The organism is Variovorax sp. YR750 (assembly GCF_900109805.1).
GTDB classification, from domain to species: domain Bacteria; phylum Pseudomonadota; class Gammaproteobacteria; order Burkholderiales; family Burkholderiaceae_C; genus Variovorax; species Variovorax gossypii.
Genome location: NZ_FOBJ01000002.1, coordinates 203,055 through 221,315 on the forward strand (window position 1 = coordinate 203,055; position 18,261 = coordinate 221,315).

Below are 18,261 nucleotides of genomic sequence, written 5' to 3' on the forward strand. Positions count from 1 at the left end.
GCGATTCCGCCCGTGTGGGGGTGCGGCAGGCATGCCTGTAGGAACCGGCCGTCCGGGCACGAAGGCGGCTGGGGATGGCGGCGGGAAGACGGGGGAAAGAAGTTGGCGCGTTCCTACAGTCAGGACGGGCGCGGCCACGTACAACATGGATGACGATGTCTTCCTCGCCCATCATTCCCGAAGCCACCGCGCCCGATGCCGAGTCGGCGACGCCTGTCACGCCGACCTCGCTCAAGGTCATGACGGTGAACACCCACAAGGGTTTCACCGCGCTCAACCGCAGGTTCATCCTGCCCGAACTGCGCGACGCGGTGCGCACGGTGGGGGCCGACGTGGTGTTCCTGCAGGAGGTGCTGGGCACGCACTCGCGCCATTCGCGCAGGGTGAACAACTGGCCCGAGGCGCCGCACTATGAATTCCTGGCCGACACCATGTGGCCGCAGTTCGCCTACGGCCGCAACGCTGTGTACCCGAAAGGCCACCACGGCAATGCGGTGCTCTCGAAATTCCCGATCGTGCATTTCCGCAACCACGACGTGTCGGTGAGCGGCCCCGAGAAGCGCGGCCTGCTGCACTGCGTGCTGCGGCTGCCGGGCCGAGTGGTCGACGTGCACGTGATCTGCACCCACCTCGGGCTGGCCGAGGCGCACCGGCAGCAGCAGCTGGAGCTGCTGTGCCACATCGTGCGCGACGAGGTCCCTTCCGAGGCGCCCCTGATCGTGGCGGGCGATTTCAACGACTGGCGCGGGCGCGCGCACGAGATCCTCGAAAAGGGCGCTTCGCTGCGCGAAGTGTTCGTGCACGCCACCGGCCGCGCGGCACGGACCTTTCCGGCTCGCTTTCCGGTGCTGTCGCTGGACCGCATCTACGTGCGCAATGCCGGCGCGCACGCGCCCGTGGTGCTGCCGCGCCGGCCGTGGTCGCACCTGTCGGACCATGCCCCGCTGGTGGCGGACATCGACCTGTGAGCGACGCTGCCATGAGCGAAAACGGCATCAACGGCAGCAATGGCAACGGCCACTGGATCGCCGGCAACCGCATCGGGCTGCTGGAGAACGGCGAGGAATTCTTTCCGCGCGTGTTCGAGGCCGTGCGGCAGGCGCGGCGCGAGGTGATCGTCGAGACCTTCATCCTGTTCGAGGACAAGGTCGGCCTGCAGCTGCACGCCGCGATGCGCGAGGCGGCGCAACGCGGCGTGAAGGTCGACCTGATGATCGACGGCTTCGGCTCGCCCGATCTCTCGCGCGAGTTCATCGAGGGGCTGACCTCGGCGGGCGTGAAGGTGCGCGTGTTCGACCCGGGCCGCCGCTTCATGGGCCAGCGGCTCAACGTGTTCCGCCGCATGCACCGCAAGATCGTGGTGATCGACGGCGAGCACGCCTTCGTCGGCGGCATCAACTACTCGGCCGACCACCTGCTCGACTACGGCCCCATGGCCAAGCAGGACTACGCGGTGGAGCTCCAGGGGCCGGTCGTGGGCGAGATCCACCAGTTCGTGCTGCGCGCGATCGCAATGGGGGCACTCGGCGGCAAGGGCGCGGGATGGTTCCGTCGCAGGCTGCGCCAGGTGCCCGCGGCGGTGCACTCGCAGCCCGCGGGAACGGCCGATGCCATGTTCGTCACGCGCGACAACCGGCGCCACACCAACGACATCGAGCGGCAGTACCGCGCTGCCATACGCGCGGCGCGCGAGCGCATCGTGATCGCCAACGCGTACTTCTTTCCGGGCTACCGGCTCATCAAGGAACTGCGGCGTGCGGCGAGGCGCGGCGTGGACGTGCGGCTCATCCTGCAGGGCGAGCCCGACATGCCCATCGTGAAGACCGCCGCGAGCATGCTGTATCACCACCTGCTGCACGCGGGCGTGCGCATCTATGAGTACTGCGACCGCCCGCTGCACGGCAAGGTCGCACTCATGGACGACAGGTGGAGCACGGTGGGCTCGAGCAACCTCGATCCGCTGAGCCTTTCGCTCAACCTCGAAGCCAACGTGGTCGTGCGCGACGAAGCCTTCAACAGCCTGCTCGGCGAGCGCATGGACCGGCTGATGGAGTGCAGCTGCAAGCAGGTGCAGGCCGCCGATCTCGCCAGCGAATGGAGCGGCTGGCGGCTGGTGCGAAGCTTTTTCGTCTTCCACATCCTGCGCTGGTATCCGGCCCTGCTGGGCCGCCTGCCGCGCCACGTGCCGCGCCTGACGCCGGCGGAGGCCACCGACCTCGCGAGCCGGCGCGACACCGGGCGCAGCGATCCGGCCGGCGGCGCCACGCAGACGGAAGCCGCCTGAGCCCGGAGGGAGCATCGCGATGAGCACCATGGCCCTCTCGCGCCACAGCTGGTGGCCCTGGGCCCGCCGTGCGGCGGTGTGGGGCTTCTTCGCGCTGATCGCGTGGCTGCTGGTGCGGCAGGCGCGCACCATCGAGTGGGAGGACGTGCTCGACGCGATCCGCGCGCTGCCCGCCACGGCCCTGCTCGCGGCCGCCGCGCTGGCGGCATGCAGCTTCACGCTCTACAGCACCTACGACCTGCTCGGCAGGCATCTCACGCGGCACAGGCTCGGCACGGGCACTGTGATGGGCGTGACCTTCATCAGCTACGCCTTCAACCTCAACCTCGGCTCGCTGGTGGGCGGCGTGGCGTTCCGCTACCGGCTCTATTCGCGCCTGGGGCTTGCGAACGACACCATCACGCGCGTGCTCGGCTTCAGCATGCTGACCAACTGGCTGGGCTACCTGGTGGTGGCCGGCGCGGCCTTCTGCTTCTGGCCGATGACGCTGCCGCCCGACTGGAAGATCGACAGCGAAGGCCTGCGCATCCTCGGCGCGGTGCTGCTGATGGTGGCCCTGGCCTACCTGGTGCTGTGCGCCACGTCGCGGGGACGCGCGTGGCGCGTGCGAGGCCATGAGCTCAGGGTGCCGGGGCTCGCGATGGCGCTGCTGCAGCTGGCGATGTCGTGCGCCAACTGGTCGCTGATGGGTGGCGTGATCTGGTTCCTGCTGCAGGGGCAGGTCGAGTACACGCAGGTGCTCGCGGTGCTGCTGGTGGCGGCGGTGGCCGGCGTGGTCACGCACGTGCCGGCGGGGCTCGGCGTGCTGGAGGCGGTGTTCGTGGCGCTGCTCTCGCACGAGGTGCCGCAGGCGCAGCTGCTCGGCGCGCTGCTGGCCTATCGCGGCCTGTACTACCTGCTGCCGCTGGGGGTGGCCACGCTGGGCTATCTGGTCACGGAGGCGCGGGCCAGGCGGCTGCGCGCGTCGCAGCGCCGGAGCCGCTAGCGCTCAGGCCTAGAAGTGGTACGTGTAGCGCAGCCGGACGAAGTTCTCGCCCGGGTTGGGCTTCTTGATGCCGCCGTTGGAGAAGTGCTGCAGCCGCAGCGAGAGTTCGTGTTCTCCATGTTCGCCGAAGCTGCGCCCGATGCCGATCACCTCGGTGAACTGGAAGGCAGTGCTGAAGCTGCGGTCTGGCGTGCGGTAGACGTGGTCCATCACGCTGCCGCCGACGCCGCCTTCGGCAAACCAGGGCGAGCCGCCGCGGTCGAAGCGGTAGTGCCAGGTGTAGATCGCGCCGATCTGCGCGTAGTCGTGCGGGCCGTTGCCCAGCGCCGGCGCGTGCCAGTTGCTCAGGAAGACGTCCCAGTAGGTGGTGAGCGCGCCCTCGTGCACCGGCTGGCGCAGCGACCAGGGAATGGTCATGCCCACGGTGGCCGAATTGGTGCTGCCCATGTCGCCGTGCGGGGCGCGGCCGCCTTCGACATAGAAACCGTGCGCGCTGTCTTCGAACGCGTGGGCCGCCGTGCCCGACAGGCCGAGAAGGCCCGCGAACAGGGCCGCTGCGGCAACGGACGCGCAAGTTTGGAATCTCATGATGCGAGGTGTGAACGCACTAAGTGGAAATGAGGAGGTCATCTTCAATTTCCGCCGCATGCGGCATCCGCCCGGCACGTAATTTCCACATCGGAAAGCAGGACTTGATCAACAAAAATGCAGATCCATTCCTGGTGTGCGCAAACCGCCGCCGCCCGGCCGCGCCTATAGTGGCCCGACCCCTTTTTCACGCGCTCGAGCGCGGCCTCACCCATGTCGTCTACAAGTTCCGTTGCCAGCCTCCCGGGCCCGCTCACGCAGCAGTGGCTAGAACTGGCGTTCAAGACCCACGAGATGCTGCTGTCGTCCGGCCTCGTGATCGGCATGCGCACCGGGCGCATGGCCCGCGCGGGCCTCGCGCCCAGCGCGGACGACATCGCCGAGTTTCAGCTCATGGGACAGGAAAAGCTCGAGGCCGCGAGCGAATCGGGCATCGCGATGGCCAGGCAATGGCACAGCAGCCATTTCTCGCTCGCCAACCGGGTGCTTCAGCAATGGCTGCAGAGCACGACGGCGTTCTTCTCGCTGGCGGGCAGCGTCACGCCAGCACAGGCGGCCGCACATGGCGATGCCTTCGTGCAATCGGCTGCGGATACCGTCGATGCGGCGAGCGAACTGCCCGCGATAGCGGCACGCATCGCGCGCCAGGGGCTGAAGCCCATTCATGCCGCCGCAACTTCCAACGCGCGCCGGCTGTCGGGGCTGGACTCCTGAGATTCCTCAGTTCTTCGCGGTCACCAGCGTCAGCAGCGTGATCTCCGAGGGCGCGCCGAAGCGCTTGGGCGGGCCCCAGTAGCCGGTGCCCCGGCTCACGTAGACCCACATGTCGTGCAGGCGGTGCAGGCCCGCCGTGAAGGGCTGCTGCATAGGCACGAAAAGATTCCAGGGAAAGAACTGGCCTCCATGCGTGTGGCCCGACAGCTGCAGCTGATAACCGGCCGCGGCCGCCAGCGGCGCGCTGCGCGGCTGATGCGCGAGCAGCACGCGCGTGTGCACCAGCGGCGGCGCGTCGTGCAGTGCCAGGTGCGGATCGCTCGCATGAGCCGCGTCGAAATGTCCGGCGGTGAAGTCAGTCACACCGGCCAGCACCAGCGCGCTCTCGAAGAGTTCTTCGTCGGTCTGCGCGCCGCGCACGTTGCGCGTCTGCAGCACCACGTGCTCGTTGAGCAGCACCTTCAGGCCCAGCCGGCGCAGCTCGTCGATCCAGGCATGTGCGCCCGCGTAGTACTCGTGGTTGCCGGTGACCACGAAGGTACCGTGGCGTGCGCGCAGCCCGGCCAGCGGCGCGATGTGCTCGCGCAGCTCCGGCACGCTGCCGTCGACCAGGTCGCCGGTGATCGCGATGGCGTCGGCGCCGAGTCGGTTCACCGCGTCGACGATGCGCTGGATGTAGCTGTTGCGGATCGTCGGACCCACGTGGATGTCGCTGAGCTGCGCGATCGCGAAGCCTTCCAGCGCCTGCGGCAGGCCGCGGATGGGCACTTCCACCCGCTTCACGCCGGCGGTGCGGCGCGCGTTGAGGAAGCCGATCGCCGAGGTGGCCGTGGCCATCGCCAGCACCGCCAGCGCGCTCCACGGCAGCAGCGCGTTCCATTGCACCTGGACGCCGCCGAGCGCGCCCGCGAGCCAGGTCAGCATCAGGCCGGCGTCGCGCACGAGCGTCAGCACGAACATCGAGGAGAACCAGCCCATGCTGATCAGGCCGACCCACTTGAGCAGGTTGCTGTTGCCGGCGCCCTCGCGCCCGCGGCGGTGCGACATGAAAGGCAGGGGAATCGTCGCCGCCGACACCACCAGCGCGAGCAGCGCCAGCGGCCATGCGGGCGTGAGCACGGCCAGCGCGGGCAGCAGGCGCAGCGCGATATAGACGTGCAACAGCGCGGTCAGGGCGCTCAAGGGACGGATCGGCATCGGGGCAATGGGGTCGGGCACTGCCCGGGGACAGGCTATGTGCAAGGCGCATGCCGCGCATTCAAGATACCGCGAGGCGCGTCGGTCGCTATTTTTTCTATAGCGGACGGCGCCCGGATAGCAAGCCTTGTGGCATGGCTCAACCCGTGAATTGTGCGCCAGCCGGATGCGTGCCGGCGCTCACTTGCCCGGCGCTACTGCACCGGCCGCGTGCCGGCCGAGGCCATGTCGGTGCCGGCGGGCCAGACGAAGGTCGCCTTGGTCGGCGCGCCCTGCAGCACGTGCAGCTCCTGCTTCAGCACCTGGCTGCCGATCCGCGCCTCGACCTCGTAGTTGCCGGGGTCCAGCCGCGCCACCATGAACGGGCCGCCCGATACCACGTTGTCGAGCAGCGCCGTGCCGCTGCTGTCGCGCACCGTCACGTGCACGTTGGCCGCGAAATCGGCGCCCTTGTGATCCTTGATCGCGAATTCGAAGGTCGCGGGCCAGCGTGGCGATACCGTCTCCATCAGCTGGGCCTCGTCGCTGCCGATGCCTCCGCTCATGTACTCGACGCCGTGCGCCATGTAGATCGGCGGGTTCACCGTTGCCTGGGCCGTCGAGAGCGCGCCGAACAGGACAGCACCGCAGAACATCGCGGCCGCCAGCGGCCGTGCGGTGCGCAGTGATGGAAAACGGGGGGTCATGGTCAGAGTCCTTTCTTTCCTTGCATGGCGGGAAGCCACGGTGCCACTTTGCGGCGCGCGGCTTAGGAAAGGCTGACCTGGAAAAGGAGCGGGCACGCCGTGCGGCGTGCCTGCCTGCTTGCCTCTCAGCGGGCAGCGGAAGAAGTCTGCGCCAGCGTCTGCGTTTGCGGCGGCATCACCGACGCCATGTCGAAGTTCGACGGCCAGACGAACGATGCGCGCGCCGGCACGCCGGCAATCACCACCAGCGACTGCGTCAGCGTGAGGCCACCGAGCGTCACGTTCACGTCGTACGCGCCCGGATTGAGGCGCGCGAGCATGTAGGGGCTCTGCGATTCCACGTTCATCACGACCTGGCCGGTGTATTTCTGGCGCACCTCGATGCCCGCCTTGGCGGGGAAGCCGGGCCGCTGCGCACCCCTGCCGTCGCTGATGCCGAGTTCGATGGTCGCGGCCCAGCGCGGCGACACCATTTCCATGAACGCGGCCTCGTCCTTCGCGGCGCCGCCGCACATGTATTCGATGCCCTGCGCCACCTGGATGGGCGGGTTCGAGAACGCATGGGCCGAAGTCACGGCCCCGAGGAAAGCTGCGGTACCGCCCAAAACCAGCGCGGCCAGCGGCCGGCGGAGACGCATAGGGTTCATTGCTGTGTGGTCCTCGATCTTGCGTGACGTGAAATCCGTCGGGGATTTTGCTTAGCAAGAGTCGGGCTAGATATAGCGTTTACGAGGAACGATCTGCGGATCGAAACTGAATGCTATTGTTTTCATAGCTGATGACGCCCGTGTGACGGGCCTGTCGGCTACTTTTATTAACAAACCTCAGGGAAACCCTGATCTGCCTGGGTTTGGGGCGCGTCCGGCGGAAGTGCGTGCCGGGAGCGCACAGCACGGATACTGCAGTTCAGGCTGAGGTGCCCTCAGCAGCAGCCGTGAAGCTTGACCGGAAGCCGCGCTCAGGCGATGGAGAAGAAGGCGGCGAAGGCAGCCGGAGCATCTGCGATCAGAGCGTCGTTGACCTTGTACGAGCTTCCCTTGTGAGCATCGAACGTTTCCCCGGGACCGATGCTGTTACCGCAAGTCGCTAAGCCCGCCCGCCTCGCTGTGTTTCCTTTGAACACCGTGGGAAAGAATGTAGGGATGTCTTCGAAGGGGGATCGCCGCAGCTTCTCAGCAACCGTTCTTGGCACGATGACCTCCAAGTGTCCTTCACTGATCTTGTTTGGATGAGTTCCACGGTCGCGGCATCGTCTGCGAGCAGATCGTAGATGTTCGAGTCGAGCGCAACAGATGTGGGCATGCGATTTTTTGTGGTGATTGCCAGCTAGATCGCCGATGTCCCCGGGCAGCGCTCGGGACCATGAAGGTCCGGCTCTTTCCAAGACCAACGAAGGAACCTCCGGCAGCGACGCTACGACTCGCTGGATGTCATCGACCTGAGAAGGATCTGTTGCTCGACGCAGTCTTCGATGAATGTCTCCAGTTGCTCACGCAGTTCTTCCGGGCACAACTCATACAACTGTTGCTCTTCGACCGCTCCGATCTCTTCAAAGGCCTTGATCAGTTGAAAGCCGATATCGTTGAAAAAGCTGGCGGCCGCCTCGGCTGGGTTGAACACGCAAAGATCCTCTTCACGCATGGGGAAGGAATTGATTGTGAGCTTCATTAAAAAATATAAAATTTTGCACGAATGGCTTTCGCCATTTTTGCGGTGAATTCTGAATCCTCGAGGCAGTTGGCAAGCGCGATCCCCGCTGGATCCAGGTAGTCGGCAAGGCGGTCGATCAACCACCCGTTGGCTGCACGCTCGGCCGCCAAATAATCATGATCGGTCTGCGTGCTGATCTTCGACAAAGTGCGTGTCTCTATGTGACCGATTTCATGCAGGATATTCAGTTCACGAACGATCGGTGGCAGATTTCTTTCCAAGAAAATATGGTAGGCATTGCCATGGGAAAGCACCGCCGCAGCCGCCTTGTGCTCGAGATCCGTATCGTAGAAATTCACCTTCCTGCTGAGACGAAAAATGCTTTCATCGATGATTTTTTGAAGAAAAGAAATTTTCTTAACCTCGACGTAGTCTGCAAAGCGCCGAGCTATCAGGGGCTCGTCGATGCGGCAGATCATTTTGGAAAAATCGCTCGAAGTTACATTGCCATCCGCGCTGACAACCAACTCTGGCATCGAATACCGCATCCGCACAGCTTTGATCAAGTCGTAGTCGGGCAGGGCCACCCATTCTGCCACGGGGCGCGTCGTTGCCCGAAGATTTGAAATTCTTCCAGCAAGCGCTAGCTTTTGCACTTCCGAGACACTCCAATCCTCGGCCAGTCCGTCGGACTCCCAAAAAACCAATTTCAGCTTGAACACCCCGATCCGATCCGCGAGAAAAACCATCGCCTCCATCTGTTCGATATTGCCCCTCGTAACGCAGACCGACAAATTGGACTTGATGTTTTCTTTTGAAATTCTCTGAATCATCGCCAAAGTTGCTTCAAAACTTCCCTTGCCCCGGCTCCGGTCGTGATCCACGTCAAATGGAGAATCAAGGCTGAACTGTACGGTTTTTATTTTCAGTTCCTTGAGCAACGGAATTTTCAATTCAAATTCCTTCGAAGGATTGCACGCAAGCAGTGGCAGCATCTTGAGATCGACGATTTTTCGGATTATCTTCTCGATGTCAGGATGCAAAAACGGATCGCCTCCGGCCAGCGCAATCAATAAAACCTTGTTCCTCGAGAGTTGCTCCAAATAGGAAGTCACTTTCTCCTTTGACAAATGTGCTGACTGCAGAAGTTGCCTGCGCGTCAAAAAACAATGAGGACACCGGTGCTGACAATGATTTGTCAGATAGACGGTCGCAATCGATGGGAGCGTCATTGCTGTGAATCGGCAGGGCTGAGCAAGCGACCGATCAGTTGATAGGTGATCACCGACAACCCCATGGCAAGCGTGCAGAACGCGACGACGTCAATTTGAGGAAGATATTGCTGCCAATATCCAACTACCGTTTGAAGTGTGGCAGAGAATATTGCAGAAAGAAATGCAAACACTGAAAAAATCGTCGTCCTGAATTCGTGTTCCGGCCCCACGATGGAAAGAATAGAATTTGTGACGACTATGCCAAAGATTGCGACCAAAAGCGCATTGGCTGAAAACAAAAAAATACTCGACCCGGAAAATCTCCCAATCCCCAAAAAACAGGATAGTGCTGCTGCAAGGCACAACAAACAGCAAAACCAGATCAATCCGTTTCTCATGCGACTGTTGGAACTGGTTTTGCCAAAAGCAAATCCCCCAAGTGCCCCGATCAGGAACATGCTGGACGACAGATATCCAAGATGCCTGATCTCGAACCCGGCCGCTGTCAGGATAGGTTGAAAAAAATTGAAGTTCGAGCGTTCGATTGCGGGGGCAAGGGCGCCCATGAGCAGAACAACGAAGAGCCATTTCGACCGCCTGAAGTTCATGTTCTTCAAGGTGCGTTTCAAGGAGTCGACTAAGCCTCGTCCCAGTTGCTGGTTGGATGAATTGGGAAGACAAACTCCGACGATCAGCGTATACGCGATCAGAATGGCAATGTCGATCTTGAAGGGCAGACTCAGATCTATTTCTCCGATATATCCCGCTGCGATGCTGGCTGCGAACATCACCAGATAGCTGGTGGCTTGTCCATACGAAATGACTTTTGGCAGATGATCTCCCAAGTTCATGGAGGCCAATGCGTCCTGAACAATGGGGTACAGGTTTCCGCTGCTCAGAGAATTTCCTAGTCCCCAGAGGACTCCGAGGCCGAGCAAGGCTGCCTTCGAGCCTGGGAGCAACAAGAGGCCGAGCATGGCAGTCGCAGCGAGCGCTTCCCCCAATACCAGCATCGCCTTTCTTCCATATCGGTCCGAGAGCAGCCCGGCGGGAATTTCCGTAAGACCTTTCGCTACGAGGATCAGAGAGAAGAACTGTGTCATCTCCTGAAAGCTCAGCCCCAGGGATTTTGTATAAAAAAGAACTAATACCGGACCTACGAAGCTCTCTGGCACGAGAACAAATGCGGCGGCCACTCCTAGAAACGTTTTTTTTCTATCGGTCATCTGAATAGGTCCTGCCGGTAGTTTGTATACGCCAAGTGGCAGTGGTGCTGGTGTACCTCCTTGAAGAGAGGATCGGATGACTCTCCACGCCATTTCTTGAAAACCGCCGAATTCATCCACAAATCCCGCATTTCGCGAGGATCGGACATTGGTTTTGTGCGTTCACGTTCTATATCTATGTCGCATGGAGAGAGCGACAGATCTGCGTTGATAGTGAAACTGTGGGTAGCTGCACCACAACCAAGCGTGTGCGATTGATGTTTTTCTTTGTGAAGAAAAATACTGTCAATCGGCAGGCCCGCGCTCAGAGCGGATTTTTCGAGCACCTCCCTGACGTGCAGGACGATCTCTCTATTCAACTTGTACAACGCTTGATTCAGGTCGCCCGTGCCGACCGGGATGAATGCGGAAAATCGCATCAAGTCCACCCCCACAGATCGGGCCATCCTGAGCATTTCCTCGATCTGCATGTAATTTCTTTTGCTTATCGTCAGATTGAGAATGACGCGTCCACCAGAAGATTTTATTGCATCAACACCGTTCAAAATCTTTTCGAAAGTGTCCCGTCCTCTGACAGCGTCCGACAACTCCGGCGAGTGGCCTTCCAAACTGACTTGATACTGCGTGCATCCGGCAGTCACCAGCAATTTAATTCGATCCTTTGTCGCGAGAATCCCATTTGTCGCGATGGATGGTGAAATTTTTTTTGACGATATATATTTGACAATCTCATCCAGATTGCTCATCGCCAAGGGTTCACCTCCGAGTAAATAGACCCCAGCGACCCCCATTGCCTGAAGTTCGTCGACGATGGAAAAAGCCAAGTTCCTGGGTGTCTCCTTGGTGTAATCCGTGAGATAACAATGCGTGCACCGAAGGTTGCACTTCGTGGTGATGTACCAGTTTGCATAGAGCGGCTTTTTTAGCCACAGGATTTTTTTCATCGCCTCTCCATTTCAAAAAGGCCGCGCGAACGCGGCCTCGAGACTTTTAACGGAAAGGACCGACAATCCGCGACGAGCTGAGACAGCCGTCGAGGCTGACCTTCTTCACAGTCGGCGCCGACTGACCTTTGGCGGCACTCTGCAAGATAGCTTGCAGGGTGGCAAACTTAGGATCTTTCATTTCATTCCTTAAGCGCGTGACGACATTGTCACGCCACCATTCTGCCTTGAAAATTTTTATTTGCGACTGATTTTGCAATTGTTGACTTTCATTCCAATGCAATTAATATTTTTGTGATTGAGTTTGCAATTGCTGACCTTTATCCCAATGCAATTAATATTTTCTTAAGCATGAAATGAGCGTCCAGTCATCCCATCTTGACGGGTCGCACGCGGCTCACGTGGACTGCAACTGTGCTACGACGTAGGCCACGCATTCCACGAGGTCGAGGGCGGCCAGCAGCAGGTATTTCTCGGCGTCGGTTCTCACGCGCAGCAGGTCGTGCTCGCCAAGGTGGTGTGCCTCGGACCTCGCCGAGCAGATGATCACAAAGTTCTGCGCCGACCATTCGGGGCGCTACCTGCTTGCGTTCGTGTATCACCCTCGGTGAACTCCACCGTCGCAGTCAGCCGCTGCAAGCAGGTTTTCTGGACGTCTTCAGAGATCGTCGGCTAGGCGTGTCCGCAGTGCTTCATGGCTTGGAAGGCGACCAACAGAGCATGGATCGGCACCTCAAGTTGCAGCGTGTCGACACCATTGCGAGGCAACACGAGGATGGAGGCCAGCAGGTTCGGCTGCTGGACTTAGATTTCGTCAGCCAGCTCAACCTTCTGTTGCGCGCTCATGCGGTCGACGTCGATGCTCGCTCAGACCATCACGGCTTGCGTGAGCAAGGTCATGATGGCGCGTCGGGCGCTGGCTGCCATCGGTGCGGCAGCAGGTCCTCGATCTGACTGCTGCGTTGTGTGGGTAGGCGAATAGCGATGGTGCTTGAGTGAAGGAGAGCGGCCGATGAGCCGCCCTCTTTCAGCAAGCGAAGACAGATAGCCGCCAGTGGTTGAACAAGATGGCGTCGCGGGGTCGTAACGTGTGGCCATTTTTAGCGCCATGAGATCCCCTCAAGAACGAGATAGGTCAATCCCGCACGCAGAGTTTCAAGATAGCTGGGAGCCATTTCAGCCTCGGCGATCCGCGGTGAGCGGAGCGCGCCGGGATGATTCAGAACACGTTCGTCGCACAGGCTGTTGAGCTTCTGTTTGCCAAAAAAATGCGGTTGATTTAGCCGCATTTCTTTAACTTTTCGTGTCAGTAGTTCTTCACTTACCTGGCACAGTTTTCACTTTCTATGGCAACCGACAACAACCATCAGACGTCGATATTCGCCGCCCGCAGCGCGTTCTGCTCGATGAACTCCCGCCGCGGTTCCACTTCGTCGCCCATCAGCATCGTGAACACGCGATCCGCTTCGATCGCGTCGTCGATCTGCACCTTCAGCAGGCGGCGCACGTTCGGGTCCATGGTGGTTTCCCACAGCTGCTCGGGGTTCATCTCGCCCAGGCCCTTGTAGCGCTGGCGCGAGGTGGCGCGTTCGGCTTCGCTGATGAGCCACTTCATGGCTTGGCGGAAGTCGTCGACCTTTTCTTCCTTGGTGCGGTCACCCTCGCCGCGCTTCACCAGCGCGCCTTCGGGGCTCAGCAGGCCGCGGAAGGTGTTGGCGGCTTCGGCGAGCGCGGCGTAGTCGGCGCCGTGCACGAAATCTTGCGTGAGCACGCTGCTCTTGATGTTGCCGTGGTGGCGGCGGCTGATGCGCAGCAGCGGCTTGTCGGTGCGGGCGTCGAACTCGCTGCTCACCTCGGCCGGCACGCCGGTCGTGTTGAGCTCGCGCAGCTTGGCCTGCAGCGCGACGGCCGAGGCCTCGGCGGCGGGCGTGGTGTCGAGGTCGAGCGCCACGCCGTCGGCGATGGCGCGCAGCGCCTCGGCGTCCATGAAGTTGCGCAGGCGCGCGATGACGGCCTCGGCCACCTGGTGCTTGCGCGCCAGTTCGGCCAGGGTGTCGCCGCTGAGCGTGGTCGAGCTGGCGCCGCCGGTCTCGATGCGCGCGTCCTTCAGCGCCACCTTCAGCAGGAAGGCGTCGAGCGCGGGGCCGTCCTTCAGGTACTGCTCTTCCTTGCCGACCTTCACCTTGTACAGCGGCGGCTGCGCGATGTAGATGTGGCCGCGCTCGACCAGCTCCGGCATCTGCCGGTAGAAGAAGGTCAGCAGCAGCGTGCGGATGTGGGCGCCGTCGACGTCGGCGTCGGTCATGATGATGATGCGGTGGTAGCGCAGCTTGGCGACGTTGAAGTCGTCCGCGCCGCCGCCCGGCGTGCTCGCGCCGGCGCGGCCGATGCCGGTGCCCAGCGCGGTGATCATCGTGAGGATTTCGTTGCTGGTCAGCAGCTTCTCGTAGCGTGCCTTCTCGACGTTCAGGATCTTGCCGCGCAGCGGCAGGATGGCCTGGAACTTCCGGTCGCGGCCCTGCTTGGCGGAGCCGCCGGCGGAGTCACCCTCCACCAGGTAGACCTCGCACAGGGCGGGGTCCTTCTCCTGGCAGTCGGCCAGCTTGCCGGGCAGGCCCATGCCGTCGAGCACGCCCTTGCGGCGCGTCATTTCGCGGGCCTTGCGCGCGGCCTCGCGGGCGCGGGCGGCCTCGATGATCTTGCCGCAGATGATCTTGGCGTCGTTCGGGCGCTCCTGCAGGTAGTCGGTCAGCAGGCGGCCGACGATGTCTTCCACCGGTGCGCGCACCTCGCTGGACACCAGCTTGTCCTTGGTCTGACTCGAGAACTTGGGCTCGGGCACCTTCACGCTCAGCACGCAGCACAGGCCTTCGCGCATGTCGTCGCCGGAGACTTCGACCTTGGCCTTCTTGGCCAGCTCGTTCTCCTCGATGTACTTGTTGATGACGCGGGTCATCGCAGCGCGCAGGCCCGTGAGGTGGGTGCCGCCGTCGCGCTGCGGGATGTTGTTGGTGAAGCAGAGGACCTGCTCGTTGTAGCCGCTGTTCCATTGCATCGCCACTTCGACGCCGATGTGCGTGCCGGGGATGCCGCCGTAGGTGTCGGCCGGGCGCTCGCCCTCGGCGTAGAACGAGTTCGGGTGCAGGACGGTCTTGCCCTTGTTGATGAACTCGACGAAGCCGCGCACGCCGCCGGCGCCGGAGAAGTCGTCTTCCTTGCCGCTGCGCTCGTCCTTCAGGCGGATGCGCACGCCGTTGTTCAGGAAGCTCAGTTCGCGCAGGCGCTTGCTGAGGATTTCGTAGTGGAAGTCCGAGTTCTCCTTGAAGATCTCGGTATCGGGCAGGAAGTGCACCTCGGTGCCGCGCTTGTCGGTGTCGCCGATGATCTTCATGGGCGAGACCTCGACGCCGTTCACCGTCTCGAGCAGGCGGTTCTGCACGAAGCCGCGGCTGAACTCGAGCTCGTGGATCTTGCCCTCGCGGCGCACCACCAGGCGCAGCATGACGCTCAGCGCGTTCACGCAGCTCACGCCCACGCCGTGCAGGCCGCCCGACACCTTGTAGCTGTTCTGGTTGAACTTGCCGCCCGCGTGCAGTTCGGTGAGCGCGATCTCGGCGGCCGAGCGCTTGGGCTCGTGCTTGTCGTCCATCTTCACGCCGGTGGGAATGCCGCGGCCGTTGTCGGTGACGGAGATCGAGTTGTCGGTGTGGATGGTCACGACGATGTCGTCGCAGTGGCCGGCCAGCGCTTCGTCGATGGAGTTGTCGACCACCTCGAAGACGAGGTGGTGCAGCCCGGTGCCGTCGGAGGTGTCGCCGATGTACATGCCGGGACGCTTGCGCACGGCTTCAAGCCCTTCGAGGATCGTGATCGAACCTTCGCCATAGCTGGTGTCGGCGGGCACGGTGTCGATCTCGGGGATGTAGACGGGCTCGGTGTGCGGCACGTCGGGCTTGTTTTCTTCAGCACTCATTCGGATATTCCTCTGTCTCTCACGGCATTCGCGTGATTTTTCGGGCTCTCAAAAGCTCAATTCGCCGCCTCTTGAAAGCGCAAACCCGCGGAGGGCCGCGGGTCGTGTGCGCAAGGCGCCGTGTGGTGTGTCTTCTAGATTCGCATCGGCATCACGACGTACTTGAAGGATGCGTTCTCGGGAATGGTCAGCAGCGCCGAACTGTTGGAGTCGGCCAGGTCGAGCTTGACCATGTCCTGGTCCATGTTCGACAGCGCGTCGATCAGGTAGGTCACGTTGAAGCCGATCTCGATGGTGTCGCCGCCGTAGTCGATGTCGAGCTCGTCCTGGGCTTCTTCCTGCTCGGCGTTGTTCGACGCGATGCGCAGCGTGCCCGGCTCGATGTTCAGGCGCACGCCCTTGAACTTCTCGCTGGTCAGGATGGCGGTGCGCTGCAGGCTCGCCAGGAGCGGCGCGCGGCCCAGCGTGACGGTGTTCTTGTGGTTCTTCGGGATGACGCGGTTGTAGTCGGGGAACTTGCCCTCGACCAGCTTGGTGACGAACTCCATGCCGCCGAAGCCGAACTTGGCCTGGTTGTTAGCGAACTGCATCTCGATGGCGCCTTCGGCATCGGACAGCAGGCGCTGCATTTCGAGCACGGTCTTGCGCGGCAGGATCACTTCCTGGCGCGGCACTTCCACGTCGAGCGTGGCGGAGGAGAAGGCCAGGCGGTGGCCGTCGGTGGCGACCAGGCTCAGCTGCTTGCCTTCGGCGACGAACAGGATGCCGTTCAGGTAGTAGCGGATGTCGTGCACGGCCATCGCGAACGAGACCTGCGAGAGCAGGTCCTTCAGCGTCTTCTGCGGCACGCTGAACACGGGGCCGAAGTTGGCGGCTTCCTGCACCAGCGGGAAGTCCTCGGCGGGCAGCGACTGCAGGGTGAATCGGCTCTTGCCGCCCTTGAGTACCAGCTTGCTCGCGCTCGACTCGAGGCTCACGGTCTGGTCGGCCGGCATGGTGCGCAGGATGTCGATCAGCTTGCGCGCGCCGATGGTGGTGGTGAAGTTGCCCTCGTCCCCGCCGAGCTCGGCGGTGGTGCGGATCTGGATTTCGAGGTCGCTGGTGGTCAGCTGCAGCTGGCCGCCGGTCTTGCGGATCAGCACGTTCGCCAGGATCGGCAAGGTGTGACGCCGCTCCACGATGCCCGCGACCGACTGGAGCGCGGCGAGGACCTTGTCCTGGGGTGCCTTCAAAACGATCATGTCTTCTTCCTCTTCTATCTCTTTGAATCAGCTTGCAAGGCGCCATTCTCCGCTGTCGCGAGGGGCTCCCTTGATGACATTCGGCTTCTTTCCGGTCAGCCCTTGAGGGTCTGCTCGAGCACGTGGAGCTGCTGGTTGAGCTCGGTGAGCTGCTGGCGCTCGCCCGAGATCTTGCGCACCGCGTGCAGCACCGTCGTGTGATCGCGCCCGCCGAACAGCTCGCCGATTTCCGGCAGGCTCTTCTGCGTGAGCTCCTTGGCCAGGTACATCGCGATCTGCCGCGGCCGCGCGATGCTGGCCGGGCGTTTCTTGCTGTACATGTCGGCGACCTTGATCTTGTAGTAGTCGGCCACCGTCTTCTGGATATTCTCGACGGAGATCTGCCGATTCTGGATCGACAGCAGGTCGCGCAGCGCTTCGCGCGCCAGGGCGATCGAGATCTCCTTCTGGTTGAAGCGCGAGTACGCCAGGATCTTGCGCAGTGCGCCTTCGAGTTCGCGCACGTTGGAGCGCACGTTCTTGGCGACGAAGAAGGCCACTTCCTCGGGCATTTCGGCCGATTCGGCCCGCGCCTTGTTGATCAGGATGGCCACGCGCATCTCGAGCTCGGGCGGCTCGATGGCGACCGTGAGGCCGGAGTCGAAGCGCGAAACCAGGCGCTCGTGGATGTCCGCCAGGCCCTTCGGATAGGTGTCGCTGGTCATCACGATGTGCGACTTCTTGGCCAGCAGGGCCTCGAACGCGTTGAAGAATTCTTCCTGCGTCCGGTCCTTGTTGGCGAAGAACTGCACATCGTCGATCAGCAACAGATCGAGCGAGTGGTAGCGCTCCTTGAACTCATCGAAAGTCTTGCGCTGATAGGCTTTGACCACATCCGATACAAATTGCTCGGCGTGGATGTAGAGAACTTTGGAATCCGGCTTGTCGGTCAAGAGCCGGTTACCCACAGCATGCATCAGATGGGTCTTGCCCAGGCCGACGCCGCCGTAGATGAAAAGCGGGTTGTAAAGATGCCCCGGCATGCCGGCCACGTGCATCGCCGCGGCGCGCGCCATGCGGTTGGCCGTGCCCTCGACCAGGGTGTCGAAGGTGAGGCCGGAATTCAGGCGGTTCTTGAAGCCGGCGGCGGCCGGCTCCTCGCCCGGGCCGGCCACGTCGCGCGGCACGTCCGTTTCGGTCATGACGGCCACGGGCGCAGCACGCACGGGGATTTCGCGAGGAGCAAGCGCTAACTCGATGGCGACCGGCTGGCCATACATCTTCTCCGCCATGGCAGCGATCTTGCCGGCGTACTGGGCACGGATCCAGTCGAGCTTGAACCGGTTTGCGACGAACACGGTCATGCGGGACAGGTCGTCGGCGACCTGTGCCGTCAGGGGTTTGATCCAGGTGTTGAACTGCTGCTCGGACAGCTCCTGCGCGAGCTGGTCGACGCAGGCTTGCCAGAGGCTCTCGCCGATGCCGTCAGTCGACATGGGCGTATGAAAAAGTGATGAAACCCTCGGGCATTTTTTGGTATAGGTATTGTGGATATTCTCTGCTGGAAGGCGCCCGGCATT

The 18,261-nt window shown here is 62.2% G+C and carries 17 protein-coding genes; 5 read left to right on the plus strand and 12 right to left on the minus strand.

Features of this window, described 5'->3' with window-relative positions:
* The first annotated feature begins 155 nt into the window (after nt 1-155).
* The 3 genes from BMY35_RS04480 to BMY35_RS04490 are packed head-to-tail and all read left to right on the plus strand — an operon-like array spanning nt 156 to nt 3,269.
* Nucleotides 156-968 (plus strand): endonuclease/exonuclease/phosphatase family protein, encoded by an 813-nt coding sequence (locus tag BMY35_RS04480; RefSeq protein WP_093195805.1) that lies wholly within the window; start codon nt 156-158, stop codon nt 966-968.
* Nucleotides 969-979: 11 nt separating this feature from the next.
* Nucleotides 980-2,284, plus strand: coding sequence for a cardiolipin synthase ClsB (gene clsB, locus BMY35_RS04485; protein ID WP_093196171.1), 1,305 nt, complete (start codon nt 980-982; stop codon nt 2,282-2,284).
* Nucleotides 2,285-2,303: 19 nt separating this feature from the next.
* Nucleotides 2,304-3,269 (plus strand): lysylphosphatidylglycerol synthase domain-containing protein, encoded by a 966-nt coding sequence (locus BMY35_RS04490; protein WP_177213572.1) that lies wholly within the window; start codon nt 2,304-2,306, stop codon nt 3,267-3,269.
* A 9-nt stretch (nt 3,270-3,278) separates the two neighbouring features.
* Here BMY35_RS04490 and BMY35_RS04495 read toward each other — a convergent pair whose 3' ends face one another.
* Nucleotides 3,279-3,857, minus strand: coding sequence for an acyloxyacyl hydrolase (locus BMY35_RS04495; protein WP_256228196.1), 579 nt, complete (start codon nt 3,855-3,857; stop codon nt 3,279-3,281).
* 213 nt (nt 3,858-4,070) lie between these two features.
* Here BMY35_RS04495 and BMY35_RS04500 point away from each other — a divergent pair, with 213 nt between their 5' ends.
* On the plus strand, nt 4,071-4,571 hold the full coding sequence (locus BMY35_RS04500; protein ID WP_093195808.1) for a polyhydroxyalkanoate granule-associated phasin: 501 nt from the start codon (nt 4,071-4,073) through the stop codon (nt 4,569-4,571).
* 6 nt (nt 4,572-4,577) lie between these two features.
* Here BMY35_RS04500 and BMY35_RS04505 read toward each other — a convergent pair whose 3' ends face one another.
* The 8 genes from BMY35_RS04505 to BMY35_RS37560 form a co-directional block, all read right to left on the minus strand.
* A complete protein-coding gene (locus BMY35_RS04505) occupies nt 4,578-5,768 on the minus strand; it encodes a metallophosphoesterase (protein ID WP_177213573.1) in 1,191 nt (396 codons plus the stop codon).
* Nucleotides 5,769-5,962: 194 nt separating this feature from the next.
* On the minus strand, nt 5,963-6,454 hold the full coding sequence (locus BMY35_RS04510) for a hypothetical protein (protein WP_093195809.1): 492 nt from the start codon (nt 6,452-6,454) through the stop codon (nt 5,963-5,965).
* Between the two features lie 125 nt (nt 6,455-6,579).
* A complete protein-coding gene (locus tag BMY35_RS04515) occupies nt 6,580-7,101 on the minus strand; it encodes a hypothetical protein (protein WP_093195810.1) in 522 nt (173 codons plus the stop codon).
* A gap of 766 nt (nt 7,102-7,867) precedes the next feature.
* Entirely contained in the window at nt 7,868-8,095 is a 228-nt protein-coding gene (locus BMY35_RS04520) for a hypothetical protein (protein ID WP_143080645.1), read from the minus strand.
* A gap of 26 nt (nt 8,096-8,121) precedes the next feature.
* Nucleotides 8,122-9,336: a radical SAM protein gene (locus BMY35_RS04525; protein ID WP_093195812.1), complete on the minus strand. Its 1,215-nt coding sequence runs from the start codon at nt 9,334-9,336 to the stop codon at nt 8,122-8,124.
* Complete coding sequence (locus BMY35_RS04530) at nt 9,333-10,544, minus strand: MFS transporter (protein WP_177213574.1); 1,212 nt, start codon at nt 10,542-10,544, stop codon at nt 9,333-9,335. Before BMY35_RS04530 ends, BMY35_RS04525 begins: the two co-directional genes overlap by 4 nt.
* Entirely contained in the window at nt 10,541-11,488 is a 948-nt protein-coding gene (locus BMY35_RS04535; RefSeq protein WP_093195814.1) for a radical SAM protein, read from the minus strand. The genes BMY35_RS04530 and BMY35_RS04535 overlap by 4 nt, the downstream gene beginning before the upstream one ends.
* 46 nt (nt 11,489-11,534) lie before the next feature.
* Nucleotides 11,535-11,747 (minus strand): hypothetical protein, encoded by a 213-nt coding sequence (locus BMY35_RS37560; protein WP_143080647.1) that lies wholly within the window; start codon nt 11,745-11,747, stop codon nt 11,535-11,537.
* Between the two features lie 461 nt (nt 11,748-12,208).
* On the opposite strand from BMY35_RS37560, the gene BMY35_RS38680 reads away from it, so the two are divergent.
* On the plus strand, nt 12,209-12,442 hold the full coding sequence (locus BMY35_RS38680; RefSeq protein ID WP_256228198.1) for a hypothetical protein: 234 nt from the start codon (nt 12,209-12,211) through the stop codon (nt 12,440-12,442).
* A gap of 412 nt (nt 12,443-12,854) precedes the next feature.
* Here the strand turns inward: BMY35_RS38680 and gyrB are convergent, their stop codons facing one another.
* From gyrB to dnaA, 3 genes are all read right to left on the minus strand, one after another.
* On the minus strand, nt 12,855-15,461 hold the full coding sequence (gene gyrB, locus BMY35_RS04545) for a DNA topoisomerase (ATP-hydrolyzing) subunit B (protein WP_093195815.1): 2,607 nt from the start codon (nt 15,459-15,461) through the stop codon (nt 12,855-12,857).
* A 134-nt stretch (nt 15,462-15,595) separates the two neighbouring features.
* The gene (gene dnaN, locus BMY35_RS04550) at nt 15,596-16,702 is read right to left on the minus strand and encodes a DNA polymerase III subunit beta (RefSeq protein ID WP_093195816.1); all 1,107 of its coding nucleotides are present in this window, start codon (nt 16,700-16,702) and stop codon (nt 15,596-15,598) included.
* Between the two features lie 95 nt (nt 16,703-16,797).
* Nucleotides 16,798-18,177 carry a chromosomal replication initiator protein DnaA gene (gene dnaA / locus BMY35_RS04555; RefSeq protein ID WP_093195817.1) on the minus strand — a complete coding sequence of 460 codons (1,380 nt, stop codon included), beginning with the start codon at nt 18,175-18,177 and terminating at the stop codon, nt 16,798-16,800.
* Nucleotides 18,178-18,261 lie beyond the last annotated feature (84 nt).

What these genes read in the sequence shown, in the direction of transcription:
- BMY35_RS04480 (WP_093195805.1), top strand. Translation starts at nt 156, where the DNA reads ATGTCTTCCTCGCCCATCATTCCCGAAGCCACCGCGCCCGATGCCGAG.
- clsB (WP_093196171.1), top strand. Translation starts at nt 980, where the DNA reads ATGAGCGAAAACGGCATCAACGGCAGCAATGGCAACGGCCACTGGATC.
- BMY35_RS04490 (WP_177213572.1), top strand. Translation starts at nt 2,304, where the DNA reads ATGAGCACCATGGCCCTCTCGCGCCACAGCTGGTGGCCCTGGGCCCGC.
- BMY35_RS04495 (WP_256228196.1), bottom strand. Translation starts at nt 3,857, where the DNA reads ATGAGATTCCAAACTTGCGCGTCCGTTGCCGCAGCGGCCCTGTTCGCG.
- BMY35_RS04500 (WP_093195808.1), top strand. Translation starts at nt 4,071, where the DNA reads ATGTCGTCTACAAGTTCCGTTGCCAGCCTCCCGGGCCCGCTCACGCAG.
- BMY35_RS04505 (WP_177213573.1), bottom strand. Translation starts at nt 5,768, where the DNA reads ATGCCGATCCGTCCCTTGAGCGCCCTGACCGCGCTGTTGCACGTCTAT.
- BMY35_RS04510 (WP_093195809.1), bottom strand. Translation starts at nt 6,454, where the DNA reads ATGACCCCCCGTTTTCCATCACTGCGCACCGCACGGCCGCTGGCGGCC.
- BMY35_RS04515 (WP_093195810.1), bottom strand. Translation starts at nt 7,101, where the DNA reads ATGAACCCTATGCGTCTCCGCCGGCCGCTGGCCGCGCTGGTTTTGGGC.
- BMY35_RS04520 (WP_143080645.1), bottom strand. Translation starts at nt 8,095, where the DNA reads ATGCGTGAAGAGGATCTTTGCGTGTTCAACCCAGCCGAGGCGGCCGCC.
- BMY35_RS04525 (WP_093195812.1), bottom strand. Translation starts at nt 9,336, where the DNA reads ATGACGCTCCCATCGATTGCGACCGTCTATCTGACAAATCATTGTCAG.
- BMY35_RS04530 (WP_177213574.1), bottom strand. Translation starts at nt 10,544, where the DNA reads ATGACCGATAGAAAAAAAACGTTTCTAGGAGTGGCCGCCGCATTTGTT.
- BMY35_RS04535 (WP_093195814.1), bottom strand. Translation starts at nt 11,488, where the DNA reads ATGAAAAAAATCCTGTGGCTAAAAAAGCCGCTCTATGCAAACTGGTAC.
- BMY35_RS38680 (WP_256228198.1), top strand. Translation starts at nt 12,209, where the DNA reads ATGGATCGGCACCTCAAGTTGCAGCGTGTCGACACCATTGCGAGGCAA.
- gyrB (WP_093195815.1), bottom strand. Translation starts at nt 15,461, where the DNA reads ATGAGTGCTGAAGAAAACAAGCCCGACGTGCCGCACACCGAGCCCGTC.
- dnaN (WP_093195816.1), bottom strand. Translation starts at nt 16,702, where the DNA reads ATGATCGTTTTGAAGGCACCCCAGGACAAGGTCCTCGCCGCGCTCCAG.
- dnaA (WP_093195817.1), bottom strand. Translation starts at nt 18,177, where the DNA reads ATGTCGACTGACGGCATCGGCGAGAGCCTCTGGCAAGCCTGCGTCGAC.